The 24,627-nt window shown below is 66.5% G+C and carries 16 protein-coding genes; 9 read left to right on the forward strand and 7 right to left on the reverse strand.

Annotated elements, in window-relative coordinates; all coding sequences use genetic code 11:
• Positions 1–39 precede the first annotated feature (39 nt).
• The 4 genes from IB261_RS17525 to ptrR form a co-directional block, all read right to left on the reverse strand.
• A complete protein-coding gene (locus IB261_RS17525; RefSeq protein WP_192382700.1) occupies positions 40–4,209 on the reverse strand; it encodes a YadA-like family protein in 4,170 nt (1,389 codons plus the stop codon).
• A gap of 48 nt (positions 4,210–4,257) precedes the next feature.
• Positions 4,258–5,103, reverse strand: coding sequence for a hypothetical protein (locus IB261_RS17530; protein WP_081518313.1), 846 nt, complete (start codon positions 5,101–5,103; stop codon positions 4,258–4,260).
• Positions 5,104–5,206: 103 nt separating this feature from the next.
• Positions 5,207–6,754, reverse strand: coding sequence for a LuxR C-terminal-related transcriptional regulator (locus IB261_RS17535; protein WP_192382701.1), 1,548 nt, complete (start codon positions 6,752–6,754; stop codon positions 5,207–5,209).
• Between the two features lie 117 nt (positions 6,755–6,871).
• A complete protein-coding gene (gene ptrR / locus IB261_RS17540) occupies positions 6,872–7,756 on the reverse strand; it encodes a putrescine utilization regulator PtrR (protein ID WP_192223745.1) in 885 nt (294 codons plus the stop codon).
• A gap of 108 nt (positions 7,757–7,864) precedes the next feature.
• Here ptrR and IB261_RS17545 point away from each other — a divergent pair, with 108 nt between their 5' ends.
• A complete protein-coding gene (locus IB261_RS17545) occupies positions 7,865–9,253 on the forward strand; it encodes an aldehyde dehydrogenase family protein (RefSeq protein ID WP_192223746.1) in 1,389 nt (462 codons plus the stop codon).
• A gap of 54 nt (positions 9,254–9,307) precedes the next feature.
• Here the strand turns inward: IB261_RS17545 and IB261_RS17550 are convergent, their stop codons facing one another.
• The gene (locus IB261_RS17550; RefSeq protein ID WP_139791572.1) at positions 9,308–9,799 is read right to left on the reverse strand and encodes an adenylosuccinate synthase; all 492 of its coding nucleotides are present in this window, start codon (positions 9,797–9,799) and stop codon (positions 9,308–9,310) included.
• A 493-nt stretch (positions 9,800–10,292) separates the two neighbouring features.
• Here IB261_RS17550 and IB261_RS17555 point away from each other — a divergent pair, with 493 nt between their 5' ends.
• Positions 10,293–10,619 (forward strand): hypothetical protein, encoded by a 327-nt coding sequence (locus IB261_RS17555; protein ID WP_192382702.1) that lies wholly within the window; start codon positions 10,293–10,295, stop codon positions 10,617–10,619.
• A gap of 110 nt (positions 10,620–10,729) precedes the next feature.
• Here the strand turns inward: IB261_RS17555 and hemN are convergent, their stop codons facing one another.
• Complete coding sequence (hemN, locus tag IB261_RS17560) at positions 10,730–12,127, reverse strand: oxygen-independent coproporphyrinogen III oxidase (protein ID WP_192382703.1); 1,398 nt, start codon at positions 12,125–12,127, stop codon at positions 10,730–10,732.
• Positions 12,128–12,583: 456 nt separating this feature from the next.
• Between hemN and IB261_RS17565 the strand changes: the two genes are divergently transcribed.
• The 6 genes from IB261_RS17565 to IB261_RS17590 all read left to right on the forward strand — a co-directional run bounded on the left by IB261_RS17565 (position 12,584) and on the right by IB261_RS17590 (position 22,943).
• On the forward strand, positions 12,584–15,232 hold the full coding sequence (locus IB261_RS17565; protein ID WP_192382704.1) for a nitrate/nitrite transporter: 2,649 nt from the start codon (positions 12,584–12,586) through the stop codon (positions 15,230–15,232).
• 75 nt (positions 15,233–15,307) lie between these two features.
• Positions 15,308–19,072: a nitrate reductase subunit alpha gene (locus IB261_RS17570; RefSeq protein ID WP_192382705.1), complete on the forward strand. Its 3,765-nt coding sequence runs from the start codon at positions 15,308–15,310 to the stop codon at positions 19,070–19,072.
• Complete coding sequence (gene narH, locus IB261_RS17575) at positions 19,069–20,628, forward strand: nitrate reductase subunit beta (RefSeq protein WP_081518324.1); 1,560 nt, start codon at positions 19,069–19,071, stop codon at positions 20,626–20,628. The genes IB261_RS17570 and narH overlap by 4 nt, the downstream gene beginning before the upstream one ends.
• A complete protein-coding gene (narJ, locus tag IB261_RS17580; protein WP_081518325.1) occupies positions 20,621–21,391 on the forward strand; it encodes a nitrate reductase molybdenum cofactor assembly chaperone in 771 nt (256 codons plus the stop codon). The genes narH and narJ overlap by 8 nt, the downstream gene beginning before the upstream one ends.
• Positions 21,392–21,420: 29 nt before the next feature.
• Positions 21,421–22,104 carry a respiratory nitrate reductase subunit gamma gene (gene narI, locus IB261_RS17585; protein WP_081518326.1) on the forward strand — a complete coding sequence of 228 codons (684 nt, stop codon included), beginning with the start codon at positions 21,421–21,423 and terminating at the stop codon, positions 22,102–22,104.
• 11 nt (positions 22,105–22,115) lie between these two features.
• Positions 22,116–22,943 (forward strand): peptidylprolyl isomerase, encoded by an 828-nt coding sequence (locus tag IB261_RS17590; RefSeq protein WP_192382706.1) that lies wholly within the window; start codon positions 22,116–22,118, stop codon positions 22,941–22,943.
• 10 nt (positions 22,944–22,953) lie between these two features.
• Here IB261_RS17590 and IB261_RS17595 read toward each other — a convergent pair whose 3' ends face one another.
• The gene (locus IB261_RS17595) at positions 22,954–23,217 is read right to left on the reverse strand and encodes a hypothetical protein (RefSeq protein WP_192382707.1); all 264 of its coding nucleotides are present in this window, start codon (positions 23,215–23,217) and stop codon (positions 22,954–22,956) included.
• Between the two features lie 217 nt (positions 23,218–23,434).
• Here IB261_RS17595 and IB261_RS17600 point away from each other — a divergent pair, with 217 nt between their 5' ends.
• Positions 23,435–24,616, forward strand: a complete 1,182-nt coding sequence (locus IB261_RS17600; RefSeq protein WP_192382708.1) for a GGDEF domain-containing protein — start codon at positions 23,435–23,437, stop codon at positions 24,614–24,616.
• Positions 24,617–24,627: the final 11 nt, after the last annotated feature.

Below are 24,627 nucleotides of genomic sequence, written 5' to 3' on the forward strand. Positions count from 1 at the left end.
TCGCGCAGCCCGGTCGGAGCCGGGCCGCGACGCAATGACTTACCACTGGTAACCGAGACCGACTGCGACGCCGGCTTCACCCTGGCTGCTGGTACTGCCCTGCAGCTTGGTGACCCACTTGCCGTTGTCGGAGATACGCGAGACGCCAATCGCCAGCGCACCCTGGCCGCGGTAGTTGCCCAGCCCGACGGTGGCCATGCTGGCTCCGGCCGAGTGCGGCTGCGGCAGGGTCGCCATGGCCATGGCCCCGGCGATACCGGCGCTGAGGATGTCGTCCTGTTTCTTCAGGTCGTGGCGCAGCGCGTTGTAGCGGGAGTCGGTGTAGTCGTAGAACTGGTTGGAGATGTCACCCATGCTCTGCTGCAGCTGGCTGACGTTCACCGCATCGGTCGGCGCGGTGCCGGCGGCAAGGTTGGTGATCTGCCGCTCGTTGCCGGCGCTGCCCACCGAGACGCTGTTGGCGCGGTCGGCCACCGAGTTGGCGCCCAGCGCCACCGAGTTCTGCGCCTGGGCGCTGGAGCCGTTGCCCAGCGCCGTGGCATTGCTGCCGCTGGCCCGCGCACGGGTGCCGATGGCCGCGCTGTTGTTGCCGGAGGCCTCCGCTCCCGCGCCGCCGGCCACCGCATCGGTGCCGGTGGGGCGCGGCTTGGGCAGGCTGCTGCTGTTGTTCACCTGGAACATGCCATCGGTGCCGTTCTGCAGCTGGGTGATGTCGGTCTTCGCCTGGGTGACGCGGTTGTCGACGTTGTTGATGGTGCTGTTGACCGTGTCGCCGTGGTCGCGCAACTGCGAGACGTTGACCGCATCGGTGTCGGCCTCGCCGGCCTTGACGTTGGTGATCTGCCGTTCGTTGCCGGCGCTGCCCACCGAGACGCTGTTATCGCGATCGGCCACCGAGTCGGCGCCCAGGGCCACGCTGTTGGTGGCTTCGGCACTGGCGCCGGCGCCGATGGCCGAACTGCGTTCACCCGTGGCGGAAGCGCCTTCGCCCATCGCTACCGAGGAGCTGCCACTGGCGCTGGAGCCGGTCCCGACCGCCGTGGCGCCTTCGCCGCTGGCAACGGCGTTGCTGCCGATGGCGCTGGCGTTGCTGGCGCTGGCATTGGCGCCATCCCCCATGGCCAGGGAGGAAGTCCCGGAAGCCTGGGCGGCCGGGCCGACGGCGATGGAATCGGCGCCGCTGGCGATGGAGTCGGGTTTCTGCGAATTGGCGTGGAAGTACCTGATGCCGCCCAGGGTGATGTTGCTGATCTGGGTGGTCACTTCGTACAGCTGCGAACCGTTCACCGCGTCGGTGGAAGTGGCGTCGATATTGCCGGCGGCGACGTTGGTGATCTTGCTCGGCCCGCGCCCGCCGTGGTTGGCGCTGAAGGCCCCGTTGCCGCCATTGGCGGTCGGGTCCCAGAGCAGCGCATCCTGGCTCAGTTGGTCGGTGCGGTCGGAGACACCCTTGAGTTGCGAGACGTTCACCGCGTCGGTCTCATCCGCGCCTGCCGCGACACCCGTGACACGGCGGTTGCCGACATTGACTTCACCTGTCGCACTGCCGCCCACCAGATACGCCTGATGTCCCAGGGTGCTGCCATCGGCGACGGAACCTGCGCCCAGCGCCACGCTGCCGTCATGGCTGGACACCGCGCCCATGCCAATGGCGACGGAGTCCTGGCCGAGCGCCGCAGAATCAGTGCCGGTGGAGTTGGCGTGGAAGTACTTGGTGCCCGTGTTGTAGATATTCTCGACGTGGTCGCCCAGGTTGGAGACATCTCCTTCCACGTTGGTGACGCGGCCACCCAGGTTCGTCACCTGAGTGTTGGTCGCGGACAACTGCGAACCGTTCACTGCATCGGTGGAGTTGTCGTTGATATCGCCGGCCGCGACGTTGGTGATCTTGTTCGGCCCGTTGCCGTGGTGGGTGGCGCTGAAGCTGTTGCTGCTCCAATCCCAGAGCAGCGCATCCTGGCTCAGTTGCTCGGCGCGCTCGGCTCGTTCGGAAACACCCCGCAGTTGCGAGACGTTCACCGCATCGGTGTCCTCGGCGCCGCCGGCGAGGTTGGTGATACGGCGCTCGGCGTTAGGAGAGCCCACCGAGACCTCGCCGCTTGCCCGGCCCCTGGCCGGTTGGCCGCCACCCATGAAGGCCTCCTGGCCCAGATTGGCGCCGGTGCTGCTGCCCGCCCCCAGCGCCACACTGTTGGCGGTGCTGGCGGTGGCATTTTGTCCCAGAGCCAGGGAGCCTTCAGCGGTGGCCCGTGCCTGGTAGCCCACCGCCGTGGAACCCGGGTGGGTGGCATAGGCGTCGTCGACCGGCAGGCCATTGTCATTGGTGCGAACATAGCGGATGCCGCGTCCGTTATCGGCAACGTTGGCGTCGCTGTCGTTGCCGAAGACATTGTTCACCCGGTTGTCGACCTGAGTGACGCGGTTATCGACGTTGGTGACACTCTCGTTGGTCTCGTTGAGCTGCGACATGTTCACCGCGTCGCTGTCATCCGCACCACGGGCGACGTTGGTGATCTTCGTGCCACCGGTCCTGGTCACCGAGTTGTAGGTATCGCCCTGCATCACCACCTTGTTGTAGTTGATGGTGCCGGTGACCGGGTTGCGCTCGTACTTGACCGCGCCGGCGTCGCCGTCGGCCACCTGGTCGCCCAGGGCTTTCAGCTGGCTGACGTTGACGCCGTCGGTATCCTGCGCGCCAGCGGCAAGATTGGTCAGGCGCCGGACGATGGGAGTGTTGGTGGTGTCGCCAGCACGACCGATGGAGAACTCGCTATCGGCAACACTGCCGGCAACGCTGGTGGCGCCAGCCGGAACGTAGGCAGTTTCCGTGCGTATGCTTCTGCCGGCAGTGCTGGTGCTGTTGGCGCCCAGCACGATGCTGTTCAGCCCGTTGGCTTGCGCACCATTGCCGATGGCCACCGAGTTGGAGCGACTGGCTGAGCTCGCGTTGCCCAGGGCAATTGCGTTACTGGCATCCACCGCAACACTGCTGCCGTTGCCCAGCGCCATGCCGTTGCTGGCACGGTCACCGACCATTGCCTTTGTACCCAAAGCCACCGTGTTGCTCGCGCCGACTCCGATCTGACTGCTACTCCCCAGGGCCAGGCCATTGCTGGAGTTGGTACCGACCACGGCAGAGCTGCCCAGCGCTACGGAATTGGTCGCGCCGGTCACGGCGGATGTGCCCAGAGCCAGCGAGTTGTTGGCATTGGCAGTCGCGCCCTTGCCAAGGGCTGCAGCGTTCTGGGCACCGTCGGCGATCAGGCTGCCGCTGCCCAGCGCGAGGCTGTCGGTGGCGCTCTGGCCGACCTTCGCAGCGCTGCCCATCGCAACGGAGCCCGCTGCACCCGCCACCGAACTTTCGCCCAGCGCCGTGGACCGGGAAGCTTGAGCATTGGCTCCGAAGCCCAGCGCTGTCGCTTTGTTGGCGTTCGCGGCAACCTGGCTGTTGTTGCCCAGCGCCATGCTGTCGGTGGCGCCGTGATTGACGGTCGCGCCATTGCCCAGCGTGAGCGCGTCGTTGGAAAGGGTCTGCGCGCCGTTGCCGATGGCGATGCCCTTGCTGCCCTGCACCAGGGCGTTGTTGCCCACGGCCAGACCCTGGCTCGACTCGCTGCCGACCTTCGCCCCTGTCCCGAAGGCGCTGGCATACTGGCTCAGGCTCTGGGCGTTGTTGCCGATGGCGATGGCATCGGCGCCAGTGGCGCTGGTGCCATTGGCATCATTGACGTTGCCGATGGCCATGGAATTGCTGCCATCGATCTTGTTGTTCAGACCGATTCGACCGCCGTTGACGAAGAGCTCGTTGCCCAGGGTCAGCGAGTTGCTGCCATCCGCCTGGGAGCCGGTTCCATAGAACAGCACCCGGCCAGTCTGGGTCGATTTGTCATTGGAAAGACAGTTTTCGTTCCCGCTGTCGGGGCCGTCATACTTCCAGCCCGTGCTACCAGTGGCACCGGTGTCATGCACGAAGATGCAACCTGGATCGGTGCTGTCGTTGACGTACAGACCGGGGTTACCTGCCACCGCACCGGCCATCCCGCTGACGGCAAGGCCGACGCTCAACGCCAGCAGAGACAGGGCCTGCATTAACGGACGCCCCGCGCCGGCACCGAGATGACCACTCTTGCCGACGCGACTGGTCAGCTCCGAGGCAACACACCAGGCAGCGCGACTGCGCGACCACACCAGACGATAAATCCTGTTCATGAGAAGCTCCTTCCAGGGGCGCTGCCCCCGGATTTCTGCGAAGGGAAATCAGCGGGAGGACAGCTGCAGGGCGCGGCTGGACTGGATCAGTTGCGGGCGTTCCATGGCCGTCGGGCGCGACTGCTGCAGCGCGCGCTCGTAAAGGCGCAGTGCCCCGGCGTGGTCCTGGCGGACGTAGTCGAGGTAGCCACCGGCGAACAATCCGGCCTCGGTGCGCAGGTCACGCTTGACCGCGTCGGGGGCCTGCAGGCCATCGATCTGGGCGAACACCGCGGAGCTGTCGGACTTGCCCTGGAACAGCGCGAGCATGGCGCGCTGGTGCTCGTCGACCGGTTTGATGGCACGGGCGAGTTTCTCCACACGCGCCTTGGTGACGGCCGGCTTGACTCCGGCATCGCTGGCCTGGCGGGCGGTTACCCAGAGGTTCCAGAGGCCGGCGTAGGCCTGTACCTGCGGATTGGGGGAGGTCTTCTGCAGCTCTGCGAAGGCTTTGCCGGCCTGCTCGAAGCGGCCCAGCGCGGCCAGGTTCACTGCCGACGGCAAGGCGATCACCGCCGCCTGGTCGCTGCCCTTGAGGGCGTCGTAGAACTGCCGGGCGCGCATGTGGCGGCCGCCGGCATCCTCGATGAAGGCCTGCTCGGCCAGGGCGCGGCTGCCGCCCTGCCCTTGCGCGCCGGCTTCGCGCAGCAGCGCCTGGGCCGAAGCGAGGTCACCTTCGAGCAGTTGCTGGTGGGCCAGCAGCACCAGGGGTTGTGCGACGGTTTGCGCGGGCGCCTGCGGCACCGGTTGCGCCGGGCCGGCCAGGGCCGACCCCGTGGCGACCAGCAATGCCAGGGCGATGGTGGAAAGCTTGCCGGAGCGACTGCGATCGGCGGTTTTCGAGAGAGGGTTCATGGCGGCAACTCCTGTAAATGTTCGAGTTGCCGTCATGCTAGGAATGGCGCGTGCGGAGCGAACTAGGAGTCCTCCCCGCCCCGGCATCAGAGTTGTTCCGCAATCAGCTGGCCGCCAGGCGCAGCTCCAGTTCCAGATCGATGGCCAGGTGCTCCGCGCTGCGCTGGATGCCCATGCGCGCATTCAGCCGCTGCGCCAGGCGCAGGACGTACTGCTGGAGGATGATGCTGTTGCCTCCGCCCACACCACTCAGCTCCAGGCGCACCAGCAGTTGCCCCTGCTGCACCGCCCGGGCCGCAAGCATCACACCCCGTGGCGCGACAAGCAGCTCCAGCGCGCCGTTCAACCAATGGGAAAACAGCTCTGCATCCAGCCAGCTGCGCAGCCGTTCGCTGCACTGGTTGTCGAAACGGCAGGCCGGGTACTGAGCCAGGCCGCGCTCGATGAGGTCCCCCAGGTCACAAGGCGTCAGCGACGGCGCGGGGTGATCCTCTTTCGGGTTGCTGGTGCTCTTGAGCCGACGCAGCGCTTCGACGACTCCGTCCAGGCCCGGTGTTGCCGGGTGCAGTTCGAGCCCGTCCAGGCGGGAGTGCAGCTCGTCCAGCGCCGCCGTGCTGATCTCGCGGAGCCGGTGCAGCCCGGCTTCGGCGGCCAGGGCGCGGTCGCGCCATTCGAGCAGCTCGTCCTCGCTGTCGGTAATGTCCTGCAAGCCACCCAGCACGCCGCTCGGCTGGCCGCTGGAGTCGCGGCAGGGCACCATCCAGTTGTGCAGCACGCGATGCCTGCCATGCAGCTCGGCGCGCAGGGTGAAGGTCACCGGAACGCCCTTCTCTATCACGGTCTGGAAGCGGCCCGGCAGGGACTCGCGATGCTGTGCCGGCAGCCAGGTGCTGCCGGCCAGCGTGGCGCCCAGCGCTTCGTCCGCGCTGACCTGGTGGAAGTCGAGGAAGCGCTGGTTGCAGAACAGCAGGCGGCTGTCGACACCCCGCACGAACATCGGATTGGGCGCGGCATCGACCAGTTCGCGCAAAAGGCCGATCTCGGCGGGCAGCGCTTCGGCCACCGCCGCACCCGACGGATAATCCGCTACCAGGCCTGCACGACGGGCGATTTCGGCCAGCTCGACGTTGGAGCCAACGCGCAGCTTCTCCAGCAGGTGCGCCTTGTAGGTGCTGACCGTCTTGAAGCTGATGCGCAGCTGCTCGGCGATGCGCACGTTCGACTGCCCCTCGGCGATCAGTTGCAGTACCGACAATTCGCGCGGTGTCAGGCTGCCCAGCACATCTCCGGGGCCCGACTGCATGTGCTCGCGGGCGAAGTGACCGCGGCCGGCGAGCACATCGACGATGGCCTTGCGCAGCAGGGCGGTGTCTTCATGCTTGCTGACGAAGCCACTGGCGCCGGCCTGGAAGCACAGCGGGGCGAAATGCGCCGGGTTCTGCCGGCTGTAGACCAGCACCTTCTGCCGGGCATCGCGAGCGCGCAGGCGCCGCAGCAGGTCGAGCCCGCCTGCCCCCGGCAGGTTCAGTTCGAGGATCACCAGGTCCGGGCGGGCTTCACGCGCCAGGCTCAGGGCACTGGGCACATCGATCGCCTCCGCCGCCACCTCGTGGCCCATTTCTTCCAGCAACGTGCGCAAGGCATCGCGCACTATCGGTGTCGCATCCGCGAGCAAAACCCTGGCCATAGCTACCCTGCCCCGAGCCGGTTTCCGTCCGCAACAGCATAGGCACCGCCGACCATCCACGCAGCGCCTTTATCGAGAAGATCAGCCCCCCGCCATGTCCAGCGCCGTCGCCTGCTCGTCGACCAGTTGGCGGAACAGCTCCAGCGAGCGAGAGCGCGAATCGCTGCGCCAGATCAGCCAGGTGTTCAGCCGGGCGAAGTCGCCGCTCATGGGCCAGGCGCTGACCGAGGCGCTGCCGGGCATATTGCTCAGCATGCTGCGCGGCATCACCGCCAGGCCGCCGCCGGCGCTCACGCAGGCGAGCATGCTGTGGTAGGACTCCAGCTCGCGGATGGCGCCGGGGGCCGCGCCGTCAGCGGCGAACCAGCGTTCGAAGTGATGGCGGTAGGAGCAGTTGTCGCGGAACACGTAGATCATCTCGCCGTCGGCATCCTGGCCGCGCTGGATCGGCGTGTGGTGTGACGGCGCGACCACCAGCATGTCCTCGTCGAACACCGGCACGCCCTCCAGTGCCGGGTGCTTGATCGGCCCGTCGACGAAGGCGGCGATCAGCTCGCCGGCGATCACCCCGTCGATCATGTCGCCCGACGGGCCGGTGGAGAGGTCCAGCTCCACCTTCGGGTACTGCTGGTGGTAGCGCGCCAGCAGGCGCGGGATGCGCACCGCCGCCGTGCTCTCCAGCGAGCCGATGGGGAAGCGCCCCGTGGGCTCCTTGCCCGACACCACCACCCGCGCCTCTTCCACCAGGCCGAGGATGCGCGTGGCGTAGACGAGGAAGTCGTGCCCGGCCAGGGACAGGCGCAGGCGGTTGTTCTCGCGGATGAACAGGTCGGCGCCCAGGTCCGCTTCCAGCTGCTTGATCCGCGTGGTCAGGTTGGACGGCACGCGGTGCATGGCCTGGGCGGCGGCGGCGATGCTCTTGTGGGCCGCCACGGCACAGAAGATTTCCAGCTGGACGAGGTCCATTTCATTCTCCAAACGAGAGCGTAATCGTCATTATTATTCAGTTTTCATAAGTATGATTCAACGCGACACTGGCTCCACTTCCTGCAACCCACCCTCCAGGAGCGAGCCATGAGCATCTCCCCGCAGACCCACGCGATCTCCCGCAATCCCGCCACCGGCGAGGTGATCGACAGCTACGCCTTCGAATCCGCACAGGCGCTGGAGCAGTCCCTGGCCCGCGCGGCCCAGGGCTACGCGACCTGGAAGCGCACCCCGCTGGAGCAGCGCGCCGCCGCCCTGGTACGCCTCGGCCAGGCGCTGCGCGCCAACGCCGATGCCCTTGCCGCCACTATCACCGCCGAGATGGGCAAGCCCATCACCCAGGCCCGTGGCGAAGTGGAAAAGTGCGCCGGCCTGTGCGACTGGTACGCCGCCAACGGCCCGCAGATGCTCGCCCCGGAGCCCACCAGCGTGGAGCACGAGCGCGCCTGGATCGAGTACCGCCCGCTGGGCCCGATCCTCGCGGTGATGCCGTGGAACTTCCCGATCTGGCAGGTGCTGCGCGGCGCGGTGCCGGCGCTGCTGGCGGGCAACACATATGTGCTCAAGCACGCACCGAACGTCATGGGCAGCGCCTACGGAATGCTGCAGGCGTTCCAGCAGGCGGACTTCCCGGCCGGCGTGTTCGAGGTGATCAACGTCGGTAACGACCTGGTATCCCAGGCCATCCGCGACGACCGCATCGCCGCCGTCACCGTGACCGGCAGCGTGCGCGCCGGCTCCGCCATCGGCTCCCAGGCCGGCGCCGCGCTGAAGAAGTGCGTGCTCGAACTGGGCGGCTCGGACGCCTTCATCGTGCTCGCCGATGCCGACCTCGACGTGGCCGTGAAGGCCGCCGTCGCCGGACGCTTCCAGAACTCCGGGCAGGTCTGCGCCGCCGCCAAGCGCTTCATTATCGAGGACAGCATCGCCGACGCCTTCACCGAGCGCTTCCTCGCCGCGACCCGCGAACTGCTGATGGGCGACCCGACCCAGGCGCAGACCTACGTCGGCCCCATGGCCCGCTACGACCTGCGCGACGAACTGGACGACCAGGTGCAACGCACCCTGGCCGAAGGCGCCACCCTGCTGCTGGGCGGCGGCAAGGCCGAAGGCGCGGGCAACTTCTACCAGCCCACCGTGCTGGCGGACGTGACACCGGACATGACCTCGTTCCGCGAGGAGCTGTTCGGCCCGGTGGCCTCGATCATCCGCGCCAGGGACGCCCGCCACGCGCTGGAACTGGCCAACGACAGCGACTTCGGCCTGACCGCCACGGTGTTCACCGCCGACCTCGCCCGCGCCCGGCAGATGACCGCCGAGCTGGACGTCGGTGGCGTATTCATCAACGGCTACAGCGCCAGCGATGCCCGCGTCGGTTTCGGCGGCGTGAAGAAGAGCGGCTTCGGTCGCGAGCTGTCGCACTTCGGCGTGCGCGAGTTCTGCAACGCACAGACCGTGTGGGTCGATCGCCGCTAAGCGCTGAGAACGCAACGGCCCGCCATGAGGGCGGGCCGTTCACGTCGCTTGGGCTTAAGGCAAGCTAAACGGTTGTCGGGTCATCGCACGAACCAGGAGCCAGCTTTCCTGCTCGATATCCCGTTCGTGCTGCCAGTCCTGGGCCACGGAATGGAACGTAAGCCGGTTCCAGGACTCCGCAACAGCACCCGCCATAGGGACTACCTGCCCCTTGCGCGTCACCCACAACATTCCCCACCGTGGTGGCAACTGGTAGGGCTGAATGGCCCCCTCGGGGCAGAGATAATAGCGGTACAGCCCCATCCCCAGCGTCTTCGCGGGTGGCTGCTTGCGCGCCGATTCATCGGCATCGGACCAGGCCAGCCGAACCTGAATCGCCACGGATTCGACCCGCTTCCCGACCGCCTTGAACCCCAATACATCGGGCACATGCGCCCCCTTCATCCACTCCCGTCCCAGCAAGCCCAAGTGGCAACCGTGGTTGCACAGCGTATTTCGCCGGGTAAGCCACATTCGGGCAATCTCGCAAAGCTCTGCGTGCGTCATGTCCATTTCTCAGCCAAAACCTCCGCCGCGGATGTCGATTGCCTGCCCGTTGCCGAGCGGGCAAGCGACTCGCGACCGTTTCAATAGCCCATCACCACCATGGGCCTCGCGGACTTCAGGTAGCCAATGCTCCCTGTCGAGTGGTCAACGGAGCCACCGTGGCCGAAGGTACCTAGGAAACACGTCAGCCTTTTCCCAAGCCCCGACCAGATAGGGAGGAATCCATTCCAACGCCTGGAGCCCTCGCATCGGGAGTAGATAAAATAGCGACACATTTCCGGCAGTACGCCGCTCATTGCAGGCACGTTCCTGAGCACTCGTCTTGGGCAAAGGAGCGGCGCACCGACACAGACATGATCCAGAGGTGCCGAACGGCGCGGATCAGGTAAAGGAGTTTGCGATAACGCAAAAGACGCGGGCCGAAGGTGCTGTAACACCGCCGGCCCGCTGACCACAACCAGCTCTTAAGGAGCTGACCATTAAGGAGCTGACCATGGCTAACGCCGATGATACGACATCCCCAACCCCGCGTCCCGCCGGCCCCCGCTTCATCCCCCTGGCGACGACGTCACAACACAGCTACTTCGCCCCGGACGCTGCGCTGTTCCTGCGCGCAGACGCCCCCGACGAGGCCTTGTACGATGCCGCGGAAGATCGAATGAGCGCCGCCCTCGACATGCTGGCGGTCCTCGAGAGGGTCGACCAGGACGACGCTGCGATACCCAACGTCTTCCTGATCTGCCGCGCGCTGCTCTTGCTGATCTCCGATGCACAGTCGTTGTACCAGGCGGAACATGACCGCCGGCGGCGGCGCGCGTAGAAGCCTTGAAAGAAAAATCCCCGGTCCAGGCCGGGGATTTTTATCTCGGGGGCTGCGAAAAATACAACGCCCCGCCAGGAAGGCGGGCCGTTCTGTATCGGGCAGCAGCGTCAGATGGTGCGCGAGAAGCGCTCCGCCTGCTCGCCACCGAGGTAGGCGTCGAAGGCCATGGCCACGCTGCGCATCATCAGCTGCCCCTGGGGCAGCAGCACCAGCGCGTCGTCATGCAGTTCGATCAGGCCGTCGCCGACCTGCTCGCGCAACTGCCGCAGCGAACCCTCGAAGTACTCGCCGAAACGAATGCCGTGGCGCTCTTCCAGCGGGGCATAGTCGACGCGGCCATGGCACATCAGCGCGCTGATCACTTCGCGGCGCAGGCAGTCGTCGTCGGTCAGGCGGTAGCCCTTGTGCACCGGCAGCAGGCCTTCGTCGAGCCGCGCGTAATACTGCGACAGCTCCTTCACGTTCTGCCCGTAGGTGTCGCCGACCTTGCTGATGGACGACACGCCCAGGGCGATCAGGTCGCAGTCGGCGTGGGTCGAGTAGCCCTGGAAGTTGCGCTGCAGGGTACCGTTGCTGCGGGCCACGGTGAGTTCGTCGTCGGGCAGGGCGAAGTGGTCCATGCCGATGTAGACGTAGCCCGCTTCGGTCAGCCGCTGGATGGTCAGTTCCAGCAGTTCCAGCTTGCGCTCCGGTGGCGGCATGTCCTCGCGGCGGATCAGCCGCTGCGCGCGTACCCGCTCGGGCAGGTGGGCGTAGCTGTAGGCGGCGATGCGGTCGGGACGCAGGGCGATGATCTTGCTGAGGGTAGTGTCGAAGCTCGCCACGGTCTGCAGCGGCAGGCCGTAGATCAGGTCCACGGAGACCGACTTGAACTTCGCCTCGCGCGCCGCCGCGACCAGGTCGAAGACCTGCTGCTCGCTCTGCACGCGGTTGACCGCTTCCTGCACCTTCTCGTCGAAATCCTGCACGCCGAAGCTCAGGCGATTGAAGCCCTGGGCGCGCAGCTCGGCGATGCGCTCACGGCTGATGGTGCGCGGGTCGACTTCAATGGAGAACTCGTGGGCGTCGCTTTCGTCGAGGTTGAAGTGCTCGCGCAGGCTGTCCATCACCTCGCCCAGTTGCTCGCTGGTGAGGTAGGTCGGCGTGCCGCCGCCCAGGTGCAGCTGGGTGAGCTTGCGGGCGCCGTCGAACAGCTCGGCCTGCATGGCGATCTCGCGCTTGAGGTAGTCCAGGTATTCCACGGCGCGGTGGGTCTTCTGGGTGATGATCTTGTTGCAGGCGCAGTAGTAGCAGAGGCTCTTGCAGAACGGGATATGGATGTACACCGAGAGCGGCTTGGCCGCGCTCCCGTCGGTGGGGTGGTTGCTGCGCCGGGCAGCCGCGCGGTAGTCGTCGGCGGCGAACGCGCCATGGAACTGCGGCGCGGTGGGATAGGAGGTGTAGCGCGGGCCGGGACGGTCGTACTTCTCCACCAGCGCGCGGTTGAAACTCATCGATTCGGGCATGACACGGGCTCCTGAGGCGCTGGCAGTCTGTCGCTGCGAGTCGCCGCCGCACGATACTCCGCTCAAGCTACGCGCCTCCTGCGCAGGATCAAGAAGTTCTGTCGTGCAGGACGAATCTCCACGTTCCTACAGTAGTTGCTGATCGATGGCAGCACGCCTGTTCACGCAATGGCAATCCAATGGCCATCGCTATTTATATTTCTATACAGCGAAACACCAAGTTGCGCACGTTCGCAGCAATATCCCGCCTCGTTTTGGAATTCCCGGTGATCTGCGTCTAGGCTGGACCTCTGCAGCACCCCAGCGGTGCCAAGATAACCAGAGATTCCACAAGACACCGTGATTCGGCTAATGGCAATGCCCGCGAGCGCAGGTACCCACTGACCTGCCCCGGCGTCGTTACGGCTGGATGGAACGAACCGTTGCTGACGGTACCTTCAAGGGACTGCGTGCAGAATGGCTACTTCAATTCCAGCCGGCGACCGCTATCGCGCTCTCGGCTTGTCGACTTTGGCCTTCACCCTGTGCTTCGCCGTATGGACGCTGTTCTCCATCCTCGGCCTGCAGATCAAGAACGAGTTCGGTCTCAGCGATACCCAGCTCGGCCTGCTGATGGCAACGCCAGTGCTGACCGGCTCGATCTCGCGCATCTTCCTCGGCCTGTGGACCGACCGCTACGGCGGCCGCTGGGTGTTCGGCCTGCTGATGCTGGTGTCGGCCGTCTGCGTCTATCTGCTGACCTTCGCCAACAGTTTCCCGATGTTGCTGGTGGCCGCCCTTGGCGTGGGCCTCGCCGGCGGCGGCTTCATCGTCGGCACTGCCTACACCGCCACCTGGTTCGAAGCCGGGCAACAGGGCACTGCGCTGGGGATCTTCGGCGCCGGTAACGTCGGCGCCGGCCTGACCAACCTCGCCGCCCCGCTGCTGATGCTCGCCCTCGGCTGGCGCGGCGCCGCGCTGGTGTATGCGATCGTGCTCGGCGTCATGGGCATCCTGTTCATCCTGCTGGCCAAGACCGACCCGCAGGCTGCCACCCGCCAGGCCAAGGCCATCCCGCTGGCCGAGCAACTGGCGCCGCTGGCCGAGCTGCGCGTGTGGCGCTTCTCGCTCTATTACTTCTTCGTCTTCGGCGCCTTCGTCGCGCTGGCCCTGTGGCTGCCGCACTACCTGATGGAGGTCTACGGCCTGGGCCTGGCCGCCGCCGGTTTCGTCGCCGCGCTGTACACGGTGCCGGCCTCGCTGTTCCGCATCCTCGGCGGCTGGCTGTCGGACCGCTACGGCGCGCGCCGGGTGATGTACTGGACCCTGAGCCTGTCGGTGATCTGCACCTTCCTGCTCAGCTATCCACCGACCCGTTACGTGGTCACCGGCGTGCGTGGCGAGGTGGAGTTCGCCATGCACCTGGGGCTGATCGGCTTCTCCGCGATCATCATCGTGCTGGGCTTCTTCATGTCCCTGGGCAAGGCGGCGGTGTTCAAGCACATCCCCACCTACTACCCGCAGCACGTCGGCGTGGTCGGCGGCCTGGTCGGGATGATGGGCGGACTGGGCGGTTTCCTGCTGCCGCTGACCTTCGGCATGCTCAACGACGTGGTCGGCATCTGGCAGAGCTGCTTCATGCTGCTGTTCCTCATCGCCGCCGGCGCCCTGGCGTGGATGCACTACGCGATCCGCATGGCCGAGCGCGTGGAATGGGCCGAGCGCAGCTCCTCCCGCGATCTGCCGGAGCTCTCCACCCCCAGCAGCTTCGTCCTGCGCGAATGGCACCCCGAGGACCCGGCATTCTGGGAGCAGACCGGCAAGCGCATCGCCACGCGCAACCTGTGGATCTCCATCCCCAACCTGCTGCTGGCCTTCGCCATCTGGATGGTCTGGTCGGTGGTGGTAGCCAAGCTGCCGCTGGCGGGCTTCGAGTACAGTGCCAACCAGCTGTTCTGGCTGGCCGCCCTGCCCGGCCTGTCCGGCGCCACCCTGCGCATCTTCTACAGCTTCATGGTGCCGATCTTCGGCGGCCGGCGCTGGACGGCGCTGTCCACCGCGTCGCTGCTGCTGCCGGCGCTGTGGATCGGCTTTGCCGTGCAGAACCCGAACACGCCGTACCTCGTGATGCTGATCCTCGCCCTGCTCTGCGGCCTGGGCGGCGGCAACTTCTCCTCGAGCATGGCGAACATCTCGTTCTTCTTCCCCAAACAGGCCAAGGGCGCGGCCATGGGCCTGAACGCCGGACTGGGCAACCTGGGCGTGAGCGTCATGCAGTTCGCCGTGCCGCTGTGCATCACCATGGCGGTGTTCGGCAGCCTGGGCGGCGAGCCGCAGATGACCGCCGCCGGCACGCCGCTGTGGCTGCAGAACGCCGGCTTCATCTGGGTGCCGTTCATCATCCTGGCGACCATCGCCGCCTGGTTCGGCATGAACGACATCGCCAGCGCCAAGTCGTCCTTCGCCGACCAGATGGCGATCTTCAAGCGCAAGCACACCTGGCTGATGAGCGTGCTCTACACCGGCACCTTCGGCAGCTTCATCGGCTTCTCCGCCGGCTTCCCGCTGCTGGCCGGACACCTGTTCCCCGGCGTCGACGTGCTCAAGTTCGCCTTCCTCGGCCCGCTGATCGGAGCCCTCGCCCGCGCCTTCACCGGCGGCCTGGCGGACCGCTTCGGCGGCGGGCGGATCAGCCTCTGGGTGTTCGTCGCCATGGCCGTGTGCGTCGGCGGCGTGCTGTTCTTCATCGAAGGCAAGGACCAGCCGGGCGCCTTCTGGGGCTTCCTGACGATGTTCCTGCTGCTGTTCTTCTTCTCCGGGGTGGGCAATGCCAGCACCACGCAGATGATCCCGGCGATCTTCCGGATCATGACACCCCGCCTGTTCCCCAGCCTGCCCGCCGAGCAACAGGGCCTGCAGAGCGAGAAGGAGTCTGCCGCAGCGGTGGGCTTCATCTCGGCGGTAGCGGCCTACGGCGGCTTCTTCATCCCGAAATCGTTCGGCAGTTCGTTCGACCTCACCGGAGGCCCGGAATGGGCGCTCTACGGGTTCATCGTGTTCTACGTGCTGTGTATCGCGCTGACCTGGTTCTACTACACCCGTGGCAATGCCGAAGTTCGTTGCTGACGAGCTGCGTTGCTGAAGAGTCGCGTTGCTAGAGAGGCGCGTTGCTGACCGCGCGCCCTGCCAAGGAGGAGAAACATGAGCTTCTTCATCGACCGCCTGCGCTACCTGGTCAAGCGTCCCCCGGAGTTCGCCGGCGGCCACGGCGAAACCCGCGATGAGAGCCGCGACTGGGAAGACGGCTATCGCCAGCGCTGGCAGTTCGACAAGATCGCCCGCTCGACCCACGGGGTGAACTGCACCGGCTCCTGCAGCTGGAAGATCTACGTGAAGAACGGCCTGGTCACCTGGGAAACCCAGCAGACCGACTACCCGCGCACCCGCCCCGACCTGCCCAACCACGAGCCCCGTGGCTGCCCGCGCGGCGCCAGCTACTCCTGGTACCTGTACAGCGCCAACCGGCTCAAGTACCCCATGGTGCGCAAGGCGCTGGTGCAGCTCTGGCGCGAGGCATTGGCAGCCCACAAGGACCCGGTGCTGGCCTGGGCGAGCATCGTCGAGGACCCGCAGAAGGCGAAGCAGTACAAGTCCATCCGTGGCCGTGGCGGGTTCGTCCGCGCCGACTGGGACGAGATGCAGACCCTGGTCGCCGCCGCCAACGTCTACACCGTGAAGACCTACGGCCCGGACCGCGTCGCCGGCTTCTCGCCGATCCCGGCGATGTCGATGGTCTCCTACGCCTCGGGCACCCGTTACCTGTCGCTGATCGGCGGGGTCTGCCTGAGCTTCTACGACTGGTACTGCGACCTGCCGCCCGCCTCGCCCCAGGTGTGGGGCGAGCAGACCGACGTGCCCGAGTCCGCCGACTGGTACAACTCCGGCTACATCATCGCCTGGGGTTCCAACGTCCCGCAGACCCGCACCCCCGACGCGCACTTCTTCACCGAGGTGCGCTACAAGGGCACCAAGACCATCGCCATCACCCCGGACTACGCGGAAATCTCCAAGCTCTGCGACGAGTGGATGAGCGCCAAGCAAGGCACCGACTCCGCGCTGGCCATCGCCATGGGCCATGTGATCTTCAAGGAATTCCACCTGGAGAAACCCAGCGCCTACTTCACCGACTACATCCGCCGCTACACCGACATGCCGATCCTGGTCGAGCTGGAACAGCGCGACGACGGCAGCCTGGTGCCGGGCAAGCAGCTGCGCGCCAGCGACTTCGACGGCAACCTGGAGCAGGCCAACAACCCCGAATGGAAGACCGTGGCCTGGGACGAGAGCGGCGACCGCCTGGTGGTACCACGCGGCGCCATCGGCTTCCGCTGGGGCGAGAGCGGCCACTGGAACCTGGAGCAGGTCGACGCCGACGGCAAGGAGATCAGCCTGCGCCTGTCGCAACTCGGCCAGCATGACGAAGTGGCGCGGGTGGCCTTCCCCTACTTCGGCGGCATCGAGCGCCAGCACTTCCCCAACGTGAAAGTGCGCGACGTCATCTACCACCATGTGCCGGCCAAGCGCCTGAAACTGGCCGATGGCCGCGAGGTGCTGGCGGTCACCGTGTTCGACCTGACCGCCGCCAACTACGGCATCGACCGTGGCCTGCAAGCCACCGTCGGCGGTGCGGGCGAGGACGACGGCGCCAGCGACTACGGGCAGATGAATCCCTACACCCCGGCCTGGCAGGAAGCGATCACCGGGGTGCCGGCGGCACAGATGATCCGCATCGCCCGCGAGTTCGCCCTCAACGCCGACAAGACCCATGGCCGTTCCATGATCATCGTCGGTGCCGGGATGAACCACTGGTACCACATGGACATGAACTACCGCGGGCTGATCAACATGCTCATCCTCTGCGGTTGCATCGGCAAGAGCGGCGGCGGCTGGTCGCACTATGTCGGCCAGGAAAAGCTGCGCCCGCAGACCGGCTGGACGCCGCTGGCCTTCGCCCTCGACTGGCACCGTCCGCCGCGCCACATGAACGGCACCTCTTTCTTCTACAACCACTCCAGCCAGTGGCGCTACGAGAAGCTGGAAGTGAAGGAGCTGCTCTCCCCGCTCGCCCGCCCGCAGGACTTCAGCGGCAGCCTGGTGGACTTCAACGTGCGCGCCGAGCGCATGGGCTGGCTGCCCTCCGCGCCGCAACTGGGGATCAACCCGCTGCGCCTGGCCGCCGCCGCCCAGGCCGCCGGCAAGAGCACCGTGGACTACACCGTCGAGCAACTGAAAAGCGGCCAGCTGCGTTTTGCCAGCGAAGACCCGGACAACCCGCAGAACCACCCGCGCAACCTGTTCGTCTGGCGCTCCAACCTGCTCGGTTCTTCCGGCAAGGGCCACGAGTACATGCTCAAGTACCTGCTGGGCACCAAGCATGGCGTACTCGGCAAGGACCTGGGCGAAGCGGGCAAGCAGCGCTCCGAGGAGGTGGTCTGGAAGGACGACCCCATCGAAGGCAAGCTCGACCTGCTGACCACCCTGGACTTCCGCATGTCCACCACCTGCCTCTACTCCGATGTGGTGCTGCCCACCGCCACCTGGTACGAGAAGGACGACCTCAACACCTCGGACATGCACCCCTTCATCCACCCGCTCACCGCCGCCACCGACCCGGCGTGGGAAGCGCGCAGCGACTGGCAGATCTACGACGGCATCGCCCAGGCCTTCTCGCGCCTGTGCGTCGGCCACCTGGGCGAGGAAACCGACCTGGTCACCCTGCCCCTGCAGCACGACAGCCCCGGCGAGCTGGCCCAGCCCGAAGTGCGTGACTGGAAGAAAGGCGAGTGCGAGGCAATCCCCGGCAAGACCATGCCGTCGCTCATCGAGGTCAAGCGCAACTACCCGGAAACCTACGAGCGCTTCAGCTCCGTCGGCCCGCTGCTGGACACCATCGGCAACGGCGGCAAGGGCATCGCCTGGAAGACCGAGACCGAGGTCGACCTGCTCGGCAAGCTCAACTACCGCAAGCTCGAAGGCTCCGCCGCCGGCCGGCCGAAGATCGCCTCGGCCATCGACGCCGCCGAGATGATCCTCGCGCTGGCGCCGGAAACCAACGGCCAGGTGGCGGTGAAGGCCTGGGCGGCGCTGTCGAAGATCACCGGGCGCGACCACACGCACCTGGCCAAGCCCAAGGAAGAGGAGAAAATCCGCTTCCGCGACCTCGTCGCGCAGCCGCGCAAGATCATCTCCAGCCCGACCTGGTCGGGCCTGGAAGACGAGCACGTGAGCTACAACGCCTGCTACACCAACGTGCATGAGCTGATCCCCTGGCGCACCGTCACCGGCCGCCAGCAGTTCTACCAGGACCACCCGTGGATGCGCGCCTTCGGTGAAAGCCTGATGGTCTACCGGCCGCCCATCGACACCAAGGCCGCCGCCAGCGTTGCCGCGCCGAAAAGCAACGGCAACCCGGAGATCGCCCTGAACTGGCTGACCCCGCACCAGAAGTGGGGCATCCACTCCACCTACAGCGACAACCTGCTGATGCAGACCCTGTCGCGCGGCGGGCCGATCGTCTGGATGTCCGAGGACGACGCACGCTCCATTGGTGTCTCCGACAACGACTGGATCGAGCTGTACAACGCCAACGGCGCCATCGCCGCCCGCGCGGTGGTGAGCCAGCGGGTGCGCCCGGGCATGGCGATGATGTACCACGCCCAGGAGCGCATCCTGAATATCCCAGGCTCGGAGATGACCGGCACGCGCGGCGGTATCCACAACTCGGTCACGCGGGTCTGTCCCAAGCCGACCCACATGATCGGCGGCTACGCGCAGCTCTCCTACGGCTTCAACTACTACGGCACCGTGGGTTCCAACCGCGACGAGTTCGTCATCGTGCGCAAAATGCGCCGCATCGACTGGCTCGACGGCGAAGGCAACGACTATCAGCAGGAGGCCGTCAAATGAAGATTCGCTCCCAGGTCGGGATGGTCCTGAACCTCGACAAGTGCATCGGTTGCCACACCTGCTCGGTCACCTGCAAGAACGTCTGGACCAGCCGCGAAGGCATCGAATACGCCTGGTACAACAACGTCGAAACCAAGCCCGGCATCGGCTACCCCAAGGAATGGGAGAACCAGAAGAAATGGAACGGCGGCTGGGTGCGCAACGCCGACGGCTCCATCAACCCGCGCATCGGCGGCAAGTGGCGGGTACTGGCTAACATCTTCGCCAACCCGGACCTGCCGGAGATCGACGACTACTACGAGCCCTTCACCTTCGACTACCAGCACCTGCACAGCGCCAAGCAGGGCGACCACCAGCCGGTGGCGCGGCCGCGCTCGCTGATCTCGGGGCAGCGCATGGACAAGGTGGAATGGGGCCCGAACTGGGAAGAACTGCTGGGCACCGAGTTCGCCAAGCGGCGCAAGGACATCAACTTCGACCAGGTCCAGGCGGACATCTACGGGCAGTTCGAAAACACCTTCATGATGTACCTGCCGCGCCTGTGCGAGCACTGCCTGAACCCGGCGTGCGTGGCCTCCTGCCCCAGCGGCGCGATCTACAAGCGCGAGGAAGACGGCATCGTCCTCATCGACCAGGACAAGTGCCGCGGCTGGCGCATGTGCATCAGTGGCTGCCCGTACAAGAAGATCTACTACAACTGGAAAAGCGGTAAGTCGGAGAAGTGCATCTTCTGCTACCCGCGTATCGAGACCGGCCAGCCCACGGTCTGCTCGGAAACCTGCGTGGGGCGCATCCGCTACCTCGGCGTGCTGCTCTATGACGCCGACCGCATCGAGGAAGTGGCCGCCTCCAAGGATGACCGCGACCTCTACCACCGCCAGTGCGAGATTTTCCTCGACCCGCACGACCCGGCAGTCATCGCCCAGGCGCGCAAGGACGGCATCCCCGACAACGTGATCGCCGCAGCGCAAGCCTCGCCGGTCTACAAGCTGGCCATCGACTGGCAGCTGGCCCTGCCGCTGCACCCGGAATACCGCACCCTGCCGATGGTCTGGTACGTGCCGCCGCTCTCCCCCATCCAGTCCGCCGCCGAGGCCGGGCACGTGGAGTTCGATGGCGTGCTGCCCAAGGTCGAGTCGCTGCGCATCCCGGTGCGCTACCTGGCCAACATGCTCACCGCCGGCGAGGAAGCACCGGTGGTGCTGGCCCTCAAGCGCCTGATGGCGATGCGCGTGTACATGCGCGCCAAGCACGTCGACAAGGAGCTGAACACCGAGGTGCTGCAACAGGTCGGCCTGACCCAGAACCAGGTCGAGGAGATGTACCGCTACCTGGCCATCGCCAACTACGAGGATCGTTTCGTCATCCCCACCGGCCACCGCGAGCACATCCCCGAGGCCTATGCCGAACGCAGCGGTTGCGGCTTCACCTTCGGCGACGGCTGCAACGGTGGCGGCAACAACCAGGTCAGCCTGTTCGGCGGACGCAAGAACACCACCACGCTGGTCAAGCCGGTGCAGACCTTCGACCCGGTGGAGGACAGCCGCCATGGGTAACTACGAAGCCATTCCCAAACCTCACGACGGCCCCATCGTCGGCCTGCTCAGCCTGCGCGTGCTGGCGCGCCTGCTCGACTACCCCACCGCCGAGCTGCAGGCGGCCTGCGCCGAAGCCGTGGAGATTCTCGACGGCGAGGACCGCCTGCCACTGAAGCTGCGCACGGAACTGGCGCAGTGGTGCGCTGAACTGGCCGCCGGCGACCTGCTCGACCTCGAGGAAGCCTACGTCGAGCTCTTCGACCGTGGCCGCGCCACCTCGCTGCTGCTGTTCGAGCACGTGCACGGCGAATCCCGCGACCGCGGCCAGGCCATGGTCAACCTGCTGGCCGAGTACGAGGCCGCCGGCTTCCAGCTCGACGCCCGCGAGCTGCCGGACTACCTGCCGCTGTTCCTGGAGTACCTGTCGACCCGCAGCCATGAGGAGATCGGCCAGTGGCTGGGCGACATCCAGCACATCCTCGCCCTGCTCACCGCGCGTCTTGAGGAGCGCGACACCCGCTACGCGCTGGTGCCGCGCGCCCTGCTCGCGCTGATCGGCGCCACCGAGGCCATCGACGAGCAGCGCCCGGTGGCCGCCGGCGAAGCACCGGACAACACGCCCCAGGCGCTGGACGCGGTGTGGGAGGAAGAAGCCGTGCGCTTCCACGCCGAAACCGACAAGGACTGCAGCCTGCAGTCAGCCGAAGGACGACGCCTGGCCGAGCGCAAGTACGAAGCGCTGCCCCAGGTCGTGCAGATCATGCCGTCAGAGCGCCCCTGAACCCGGCAAAGAATGAACGGAGGCCCATCATGTTCGAGCAATACCTGCTCCAATTCATCTACGGCATCTACCCCTACCTCGCCGGCACCGTGTTCCTGATCGGCAGCCTGATGCGCTACGACTACGGCCAGTACACCTGGAAGACCGGCTCCAGCCAGATGCTCTCGTCGAAGCACATGCGCCTGGCGAGCAACCTCTTCCACATCGGCATCCTGGCGATCTTCGGCGGCCACCTGGTCGGCCTGCTGACGCCGCACTGGGTCTACGCGCCGTTCCTCTCGGCCGGGCACAAGCAGCTGATGGCGATCATCTTCGGCGGCATCGCCGGGGTGCTCTGCGTGATCGGCGGCGCCATGCTGCTCTGGCGGCGGCTGACCAACCCGCGCGTGCGCGCCTCCTCCAGCGTGATGGACAACCTGATCATCGCCCTGCTCCTGCTGCAGGCCTGCCTGGGCCTGACCACCATCTTCGAATCCATGGACCACCTGGACGGCGGCATGATGCTGGCGCTGGCCAACTGGGCGCAGGCCATCGTGTTCTTCCGCGGCGGCGCCGCCGACTTCGTGATGGAAGCCCCGCTGATCTTCAAGCTGCACATCTTCATCGGCCTGACCATCATCCTGCTGTTCCCCTTCACCCGCCTGGTGCACGTGTGGAGCATTCCGCTGGGCTACTTCGGCCGTAACTACCAGATCGTCCGCCGTCGCGGCTAAGGAAAAAGCCAATGGACATGATTGCCGTCGAGAACCTCCCCGATGCGCCGATCCCGGTGATCCGCGTCGGCGACACCGAACTGACCGAGGCCGACATCGCCAAGGAGACGCCCTTCCACCCGGCCTCCTCGCTGGCCGATGCGCAGCTCAGCGCCGTGCGCGCACTGGTCGTGCGCGAGCTGCTGTCGCAGCGCGCCGCCATGCTCGGGCTGACAGCGAACATCGAGGATGATGACCAGGCCGTCGCGACCCTGCTGGAACGCGAGCTGAACGTCCCGGAGCCGGACGAAACCAGCTGCCGGCGCTACTTCGACACCCACCGCGAGCGCTTCTCCGAACCGACCCGCCTGCGCGTGCGGCACATCCTGCTGCCCGCCGCACCGGAAGACGCCAAGGCCCGCGACGCGCACTACCGGCTGGGCGAGAAGCTGCTGAAGGAGCTGGGCGAGCACCCGGAGCGCTTCACCGACCTGGCCCAGCGGCATTCCGCCTGCCCGTCGAAGGACGAAGGCGGCGAACTGGGCTGGCTGACCTCCGGGCAGACCGTCGCCGAGCTGGACCAGGCCATCCAGCGCCTGCCGGTAGGCCTGCACGACCGGCCACTGGCGTCACGCTATGGCTGGCACGTGGTGAGCATCGACGAGCGCCAGGAACGCAAGCCGCTGCCCTATGCCCAGGTCGCCAACCACGTACACCACAGCCTGCGCGAGGAATCCACCCGCCACGCCCTGCGCCAGTACCTGCTGGCGCTGGAGAAGGAAATCGGTGTCCGCGGCTTCAGCCTGGATGAAGACCCCATCGAAGGCTCCGGCAACCGGCGCAGCGATATCGGGCTCTGACTCGCCAGGCTCAGGAGCGGTCGCGGCGCACCGTCGTGAGGAGGCTGGTCGGGATCGACATCAGCAGGATATAGGCTGACACCGCCAGCATCAGTCCGCCGCTACCCAGCAGCAGGTAGCGGCGCTCCTTCACCACGGTCACGTCCATGCCACCGGAAAAGAGAATCCAGCCCAGCCCCGCCAGCGCAACGGTGAACAGGATGGCAATCAGGTAGCTGGCGGCGACGATCAGCATCCAGAACGGACTCCAGCGCCGGCGCGGTGGCTTCTCCATGGCTTCGGGCCTCCCAGCCCCCCAGCGAATACTCACGAACCCGCGCAGTCTGATGGCCACTGGCCGCTTCCGCAATGCGACGAAAGCGCAAGAAGCGCTTCCCAGACACGGCAGGAGCGCTGCAAACCCGACCGGAAGCGCCCGGCTGGCATACCGGAAAACCAGCAAGGGCGCTTACAATCACGGTTTTTGCCGACAGTGCAGTACGGTTTCGAAAATGTCGCTCGATCCACCCACCATGTTGACCATCACGGTCGCCCTCGCGGCGGCCGCAGCGCTGTACCTGGCCATCGAATGGCGCAGCGTGCGCGAACGCTCGCTGCTCTACTGGAGCGCGGGCTTCGCCACCATCACCATCGGCTCCACCCTCGCCCTGCTGCGCATGAGCGGCTACCTGCTGGTGGGCATCTGGTTCGCCAACGGCCTGCTGGTGCTGGCGCACTGGTTCTTCCTCAGCGGCGTGGCGAAGTTCACCGAAGCGAGGTTGTCGCGGGGCTGGCTGCTCGTCCCGCTCACCTGGATTGCGTTGCTGGCGCTCCCCGACGGCGGCCCGCTGTGGTCCAAGCTCATGCTGCTGGCCAACTCCTGGCTGGTCGCCCTGCTCTCCCTGCGCGCCAGTTACCTGCTGCGGCCCCACGGCAAGTCCCTGAGCGTGGGCGCAGTGCAGCTGCGCTACGTGATGCTGGTGCACGGCGCCTTCTACCTGGCCAAGGGCGCGACGGTGATCATCCCCGGCACGCTGATCGACCTGGCCGCCTTCCGTGGCGAGATCATCCAGATTTCCCTGGTCGAAGGCGCCATGGCGATCATGCTGATCGCCCTGTCGATGACCGGCACCGAGCGCTATCGCCGCGAGAAACGCATCGCCCGGCTTGCCGCGCGGGACCCGCTGACTGCCCTGTACAACCGCCGCGCCCTCGAAGTCCGTGCGCCCCGCGTGTTCGAGGAGACCTCCCCGGACCGCCCCGGCGCGCTGCTGTTGATCGACATCGACAACTTCAAGCAGGTCAACGACCTGCACGGCCACACCGCCGGCGACCGCCTGCTGGTGGCGCTCAGCGAGATGATCCGCGCCGCTTTGCCCGAGCGGGCCGTGGCGGCGCGCCTGGGCGGTGACGAGTTCGTCATCCTGCTGAGCAATATCAGCGGCGAACAGGTGATGGAACTGGCCGGCAAGCTGCGCGAGCAGTTCCAGACCACCGCCACGCAGAACTTCGCCACGCCCCAGGCAGTCACCCTGAGCATCGGCGCCAACCTGTTCGACCAGCCACCGGCCAGCCTCGCCGCGCTGATCGAGCAAGGCGACGCTGCGCTTTACGAATCCAAGCGCGGCGGCCGTGACAGCATCCGCCTGATGGACCGCACGGTGGCCGGTGGCGATCCGCTGCGCCTGGGCTGATTCGAGCGGAT

It is taken from the genome of Pseudomonas sp. PDM20, from assembly GCF_014852575.3.
Lineage (GTDB): Bacteria > Pseudomonadota > Gammaproteobacteria > Pseudomonadales > Pseudomonadaceae > Pseudomonas.

Excerpts from the sequence above, each read along its gene's own strand:
- IB261_RS17530 (WP_081518313.1), bottom strand. The coding sequence starts at position 5,103 with ATGAACCCTCTCTCGAAAACCGCCGATCGCAGTCGCTCCGGCAAGCTT.
- hemN (WP_192382703.1), bottom strand. The coding sequence starts at position 12,127 with ATGCCCGAATCGATGAGTTTCAACCGCGCGCTGGTGGAGAAGTACGAC.
- narJ (WP_081518325.1), top strand. The coding sequence starts at position 20,621 with ATGGGTAACTACGAAGCCATTCCCAAACCTCACGACGGCCCCATCGTC.
- ptrR (WP_192223745.1), bottom strand. The coding sequence starts at position 7,756 with ATGGACCTCGTCCAGCTGGAAATCTTCTGTGCCGTGGCGGCCCACAAG.
- IB261_RS17600 (WP_192382708.1), top strand. The coding sequence starts at position 23,435 with ATGTCGCTCGATCCACCCACCATGTTGACCATCACGGTCGCCCTCGCG.
- IB261_RS17590 (WP_192382706.1), top strand. The coding sequence starts at position 22,116 with ATGGACATGATTGCCGTCGAGAACCTCCCCGATGCGCCGATCCCGGTG.
- IB261_RS17525 (WP_192382700.1), bottom strand. The coding sequence starts at position 4,209 with ATGAACAGGATTTATCGTCTGGTGTGGTCGCGCAGTCGCGCTGCCTGG.
- IB261_RS17545 (WP_192223746.1), top strand. The coding sequence starts at position 7,865 with ATGAGCATCTCCCCGCAGACCCACGCGATCTCCCGCAATCCCGCCACC.
- IB261_RS17570 (WP_192382705.1), top strand. The coding sequence starts at position 15,308 with ATGAGCTTCTTCATCGACCGCCTGCGCTACCTGGTCAAGCGTCCCCCG.
- IB261_RS17595 (WP_192382707.1), bottom strand. The coding sequence starts at position 23,217 with ATGGAGAAGCCACCGCGCCGGCGCTGGAGTCCGTTCTGGATGCTGATC.
- IB261_RS17550 (WP_139791572.1), bottom strand. The coding sequence starts at position 9,799 with ATGACGCACGCAGAGCTTTGCGAGATTGCCCGAATGTGGCTTACCCGG.
- narI (WP_081518326.1), top strand. The coding sequence starts at position 21,421 with ATGTTCGAGCAATACCTGCTCCAATTCATCTACGGCATCTACCCCTAC.
- IB261_RS17565 (WP_192382704.1), top strand. The coding sequence starts at position 12,584 with ATGGCTACTTCAATTCCAGCCGGCGACCGCTATCGCGCTCTCGGCTTG.
- IB261_RS17555 (WP_192382702.1), top strand. The coding sequence starts at position 10,293 with ATGGCTAACGCCGATGATACGACATCCCCAACCCCGCGTCCCGCCGGC.
- narH (WP_081518324.1), top strand. The coding sequence starts at position 19,069 with ATGAAGATTCGCTCCCAGGTCGGGATGGTCCTGAACCTCGACAAGTGC.